The sequence below is a fragment of the Pantoea sp. Pa-EAmG genome, assembly GCF_030024295.1.
GTDB classification, from domain to species: domain Bacteria; phylum Pseudomonadota; class Gammaproteobacteria; order Enterobacterales; family Enterobacteriaceae; genus Pantoea; species Pantoea dispersa.
On record NZ_JASEWO010000241.1, the window covers coordinates 1 to 5,406 of the forward strand.

The 5,406-nt window shown below is 55.4% G+C and carries 5 protein-coding genes and 1 pseudogene; 1 reads left to right on the forward strand and 5 read right to left on the reverse strand.

Annotation, left to right across the window (positions count from 1 at the left end; all coding sequences use genetic code 11):
- Positions 1-336: 336 nt before the first annotated feature.
- Positions 337-1,260, reverse strand: a complete 924-nt coding sequence (locus QMM04_RS20655) for a Kdo(2)-lipid IV(A) acyltransferase (RefSeq protein WP_021506441.1) — start codon at positions 1,258-1,260, stop codon at positions 337-339.
- 267 nt (positions 1,261-1,527) lie between these two features.
- Here QMM04_RS20655 and QMM04_RS20660 point away from each other — a divergent pair, with 267 nt between their 5' ends.
- The gene (locus QMM04_RS20660) at positions 1,528-2,583 is read left to right on the forward strand and encodes a rhodanese-related sulfurtransferase (RefSeq protein ID WP_021506440.1); all 1,056 of its coding nucleotides are present in this window, start codon (positions 1,528-1,530) and stop codon (positions 2,581-2,583) included.
- 44 nt (positions 2,584-2,627) lie between these two features.
- Here the strand turns inward: QMM04_RS20660 and QMM04_RS20665 are convergent, their stop codons facing one another.
- The 4 genes and pseudogenes from QMM04_RS20665 to bssS form a co-directional block, all read right to left on the reverse strand.
- Positions 2,628-3,203 carry a YceI family protein gene (locus tag QMM04_RS20665; protein WP_021506439.1) on the reverse strand — a complete coding sequence of 192 codons (576 nt, stop codon included), beginning with the start codon at positions 3,201-3,203 and terminating at the stop codon, positions 2,628-2,630.
- 1 nt (position 3,204) lies between these two features.
- Positions 3,205-3,777, reverse strand: coding sequence for a cytochrome b (locus QMM04_RS20670; RefSeq protein WP_059010460.1), 573 nt, complete (start codon positions 3,775-3,777; stop codon positions 3,205-3,207).
- 284 nt (positions 3,778-4,061) lie between these two features.
- Positions 4,062-5,177 carry an N-methyl-L-tryptophan oxidase gene (solA, locus tag QMM04_RS20675; RefSeq protein ID WP_021506437.1) on the reverse strand — a complete coding sequence of 372 codons (1,116 nt, stop codon included), beginning with the start codon at positions 5,175-5,177 and terminating at the stop codon, positions 4,062-4,064.
- A 106-nt stretch (positions 5,178-5,283) separates the two neighbouring features.
- A pseudogene (bssS, locus tag QMM04_RS20680) lies at positions 5,284-5,406 on the reverse strand (biofilm formation regulator BssS); the annotation flags it as partial.

The window sequence follows — 5,406 nt, forward strand, 5'->3', positions numbered from 1 at the left end:
CGGCAGGCCTGAGTAAAATTAAATAGGAAAAGGCCTGGAAGTCATCAAAATCAGATCCGCACCCGCCATATTTTACGCGTGTTGCCTTACAAACTCAGGCACTGAAAAGCAGCGGCGGGCGAGGGAGAACGCGTTGGCGTAGCAGCAAAAAACTGTGATTAATGCGCAAGATAGCAGCGGGTGGCGTAAAGGGTGTCGTTGATGTAAGTGTCGCCGTGTGGAAGGCATAGCAGTTCAGGCTGGGCCTTTTTTAGCGCGCCACTGCGCAAAGAATCACGTGAATTAAGGCAAATGTGCGGTAAATAACGCGGGGCATTGATAATACCCCGCAACCGATTAATAGCGTGAAGGCTGCCCTTCGGGCCGGGTTTTAAAGCGGCGATGCAGCCACATATACTGCTCAGGCGCCAGCAGCACCGTCTCTTCCACCACTTTATTCATCACGATAGCGGTATCCAGTTCACTCTCCAGTGAGAATTTGTGGCGGATATCCGGCATCATTTTCAGTTCGTAGCCGCGGCCGTGCGGCAGGCGGCGTGCCAGAAACGGCACCACGCTCGGATTAGCCAGACGAATCAGCATATGCGTGCCGGTGGTGGTCGCGGCTTCCTGAACGGCAAAGAACGGGGCGAATACACTGCTGCGCGGGCCGTAGTCGTGATCGGGCGCATACCAGATGATGTCGTTGTTCTTCATGGCGCGGATCATGCCTTTCAGATCTTTGCGATCCAGCATGCTTTTATTGGAACGCATGCGTCCCCAGGTTTGCAGCCAGTCCAGTAACTTGTTGTCGTTAGGGCGATAAACGCCAATACCCGGGTTGTACATGCCAAACACGCGCGCACCCAGCTCCAGCGTCAGGAAATGCATGCCAATCAGCAGGATGCCGCGCTTTTGTGCCAGCGCCTCGGTAACGTGCTCCAGGCCGCTGGTGCTGACCCATTTACGAATACGCCAGTCCGGCCAGAACCACGCCATGCCGGTCTCAATCAGCCCCATTCCCACCGATTCGAAATTGTGCTTCACCATGGCTTCACGTTCGCTGGTCGGCATATCGGGGAAGCACAGCGCCAGATTGCGTTGCGCGACCTGAACACGACGCTTCATAAAACGCATGGCAAGGCGTCCCAGCCCGCAGCCAGTCACGTACAGCAGCGGGTAGGGCAACAGCACCAGCACATAGAGGAAACCGATGCCCAGCCAGGTCAGCCAGTAGCGTGGATGAAGGAGTTCGCGGGTAAATTGCGGAAGTTGCGTCATGGAAATATCAATGTCCTGCGTCGTGTACCAGAGAGTCCGGTTTCTGTAATTGGCCGGGATTATGCCATTTTTTCTCTCTGACTGAAATCAACCATCCGTGCGTCAGCGCACGACGAACAGCATTTCTGCGCAGATATTAGCGAGCACAACGCAGAACCCCATCGATTGTGGCTGATGGCAGGAGAATTGCACCAGAAGCTTTGCATCACGCTCAATTCAGGTATCATATGCGCGCTAAATTTCTCTGATTGCTAACAGGTGTTCACCATGCCAGTGTTACACAACCTCGTTTCCAATAAAGAGCTGAAAGAACGTATGCTGGCCGAAACCGAGCCGCGTACCACAGTCTCTTTTTACAAATACTTCCAGATTGCCGATCCACAGGCATTCCGCGACCGTCTCTATGTTGCCTTAACCCAGCTGAAGGTGTTCGGCCGCGTCTACGTGGCGCAGGAAGGGATTAATGCACAAATCAGCGTGCCGGCCAGTCGCTATGAGGCGATGAAGGCGATGCTCTATGCCTTTGACCCGGCGCTGGACAATCTGCGCATGAACATCGCGCTGGATGACGACGGCAAATCGTTCTGGGTGCTGCGCCTGAAAGTGCGCGATCGCATCGTGGCTGACGGTATTGAAGACGGTAGCTTCGACGCCAGTAACGTCGGTAACTATCTCAAAGCGGCCGAAGTCAACGCCATGCTCGACGATCCGGATGCGGTGTTCGTGGATATGCGTAACCACTACGAATACGAAGTGGGCCACTTCGACAACGCGCTGGAAGTGCCAGCCGATACGTTCCGCGATCAGCTGCCGATGGCGGTGGATATGCTGCAGGCGCAGAAAGACAAAAAAATCGTCATGTACTGTACCGGCGGCATCCGCTGTGAAAAAGCGAGTGCGTGGATGAAGCACAACGGTTTTGATGATGTTTACCACATTGAAGGGGGCATCATCGAATATACCCGCCGCGCGCGCGAGCAGGGTTTACCGGTGCGCTTCAAAGGCAAAAACTTCGTGTTTGACGAGCGTATGGGCGAGCGTATCTCTGACGATATTCTCTCCAGCTGCCATCAGTGTGGTGCGCCGTGCGACAGCCACACCAACTGCGTTAATGACGGCTGCCATCTGCTGTTTATTCAGTGCCCGAGCTGTGCGGAAAAGTATCAGAACTGCTGCAGCCCGCTGTGCATGGAAGAGTCGAAACTGGCGCCGGAAGAGCAGCGCGCGCGCCGCGCTGGCCGTGAAAATGGCAACAAAGTGTTCAATAAATCGCGCGGTTTACTCAACATGACCATGGCGATCCCCGCGCCGGACAAAAAGTAACGGTTTAACAGCCTGGCGCATTGCCCGCCAGGCTGTACTGCTGATTACTGACGCACACCTTCGACTGAAATGATCAGCTCGGCTTTTTGCGAGGCCGGACCGAGATCTTTGCTGATGTTGAACTCTTTCAGCACGATTTCGCCGCTGGCGGCAAAGCCGGCGCGATAACCGCCCCACGGATCCTTGCCTTCCCCAATCAGCTGCGCATCCAGCGTGATCGGCTTCGTTACGCCGTTGAGCGTCAGGTTGCCGGTGATCTTATAATCCTTGCCCTGTTTTTTAACCTCAGTCGAGCTGAAGCTGGCCTGCGGGAATTTGCCGGTATTGAGGAAATCCGCGCTGCGCAGATGCTTATCGCGCTCGGCATGGTTGGTATCGAGGCTGTTGGTATTGATGGTCACATTGACCTTGTCCGCGGCGGGATTGGCTTCATCAAAGGTAAAGCTGCCATCAAAATCTTTAAAGCTGCCGTACAGCCAGCTGTAGCCAAGATGCTGAATGCGGAACTGGACAAACGCGTGCTGACCCTCTTTATCAAACTTATACTCAGCCGCGCTGGCACTCAGGCTGGTCGAAAAGAGGGCAGCGGCGCTGAGCGCCAGCAGGGTTTTCCTGATCATATTACTTTTCCTTTTCAGAGGTTAAGGGGATGCGGTAACCGAGCATCCGTTTCAGCGTCATGTCGCGATCGACAAAATGGTGTTTCAGCGCGGCCAGGGCGTGCAGGGCAGACAACAGCACCAGAGCCCACGCCAGCCATAAATGGACCTCACCGGCGACATCGGCCTGCTCACCCGCGCCGGTAAACAGTGCCGGTACCTCAAACCAGCCAAACACTGAGACCGGCTTGCCGTCTGCGGTAGAGATCAGATAGCCGCTGATCAGCAACACCAGCAGCAGGCCATACAGCAGCCAGTGCACAGCATGGGCGGCACGGCGTACGTGCGGCGAGTAACTGGCGAGCGGTGACGGCGGTGGCGATATGACGCGCCAGCACAGGCGCAGCAGCAGAGCGGCAAACAGTAAGATGCCGATGCCTTTGTGAATCTCAGGGGCGCTGTGATACCAGCCGTCGTAGTAGCCAAGTCCGACCATCCATAAACCCAGCGCGAACATACCGTAAATCGTCAGCGCCATCAGCCAGTGCAACGCAATGGTTAACGCACCGTAATGCCGTGGAGAATTACGCCACATAGTTAAGCCGTTATCAGGAAATAAGTGGTAATGAGAATCTACAACCTGAAATAGAAAATCAATCGTCCTTACTTTTCTATAACTTTGAATTTACGGGTTCGATATATATGGCGAAAGGCTGGCGGTGTAATTCAATAATTCTGAATAGATAAGCAAATAGCAGTTTTAGTCCTGGCGGCAATGGGTATTGCTACACCAAATGCGCCATAAACGCGGACGTAAAGTAAATCTGTGTCAGGAAAGGTCAACAACTGCCAGTGCGCTCCGCACCGGCAGCAACAAAATCAGGCAAAACGCGAAAGTGAGAAGGGCGTGAGGTCAAAGGAGAACGGTTTATTCTGCGCAAATTCGCTGGCCAGTTCACCCAGCACGCTGGCGAATTTAAACCCGTGGCCGCTCAGGCCGGTGATGATCAGTCGGTCAGGCTCACCGGGCAGGGTATCGATAATAAAATCTTCATCCGGCGTGTTGTCATAGCTGCAGGCTTCACCATGCAGGCACACGCCTACGCCTGGCAGAAACTGGCGCAGGAAGCTAAAGGCTTCGTTACCGTCAGCGGCGATGCTGCCGAACGGTTTGCGGTCCGCTGGCGTCTGCATGGGCTGACCGCCATCGTGGCGTCCCACTTTCAGGGCATTATTGTCTGCCGGGAAGCCGTAGAAATGGCTGCCATCCGGCATCTCTACCGTAAAGCCGGGGAACTGGTTATTTTCGCTGTAGCGCCCATCGGCCTGATACCAGGCAAACACCTTGCGCACCGGCGTAACGGGCAGATTGTCCACCAGCTGACTGACCCAGGTGCCAGCGCTGATCAGCAGCTTGCGCGCGCGGAATACGCCATCGCTGGTGGTGACCTGCTGCAGATCGCCCTCGCGGCCAATCGCGCTGACCGGGCAGTTAAACAGCTGCGCGCAGCCGGCCTGTTCCGCCAGCTGTACCCAGCTGCGCACCGCCTGTTCGCATTTCAGGAAGCCAGAGTTGGGTTCAAATACGCCTACGTAGCCGTCCGGTACGCTAAGCTGCGGCCAGCGTTTACGCACCTCATCGGCTTGTAACACCTGCACCGCTAACTGCCAGCGGTTAGCGCTGTCGATCACGTTGTGAATGAAATCCGAGCTGGCTGGCGCCAGATTAAGAATGCCACTGCGGTGCATAATGCGTTCGCCGCTCTGGCGCTCCAGCTCGTCCCACAGCGTCTGGGCGCGCAGCACCAGCGGCACGTAGCGTTCACCTTCGCCGTAAGCGTGACGAATCAGACGGGTTTCGCCGTGATGCGTCCCCTGGCTGTGGGGCGGGTGCGCGCTGTCGATCATCAGCACCGACAGGCCCGCCTGGGTCGCATAGAAACCCGCGGCAGCTCCGACGGAACCACTTCCCACCACAATCAGATCATAAACCATGACGACATCACTCCTGCAAAACGGCGATTTTTTTCAATAGCATATCAAAAGAGTGCGCCCATGAAAAAGGCACCCTGTAGGGTGCCTTTTCACGCGATGGTGATGATTAGTGCTTGCGATTATCGCGTAGGTATTGCTCAGTGGACGCGATCTTTGCAATGCCAGCTTCGAGGATGGAGATAAACTGTCTGGCTACGTCAGTTGTCAGCCTGTATGTTGGGCCCACGTC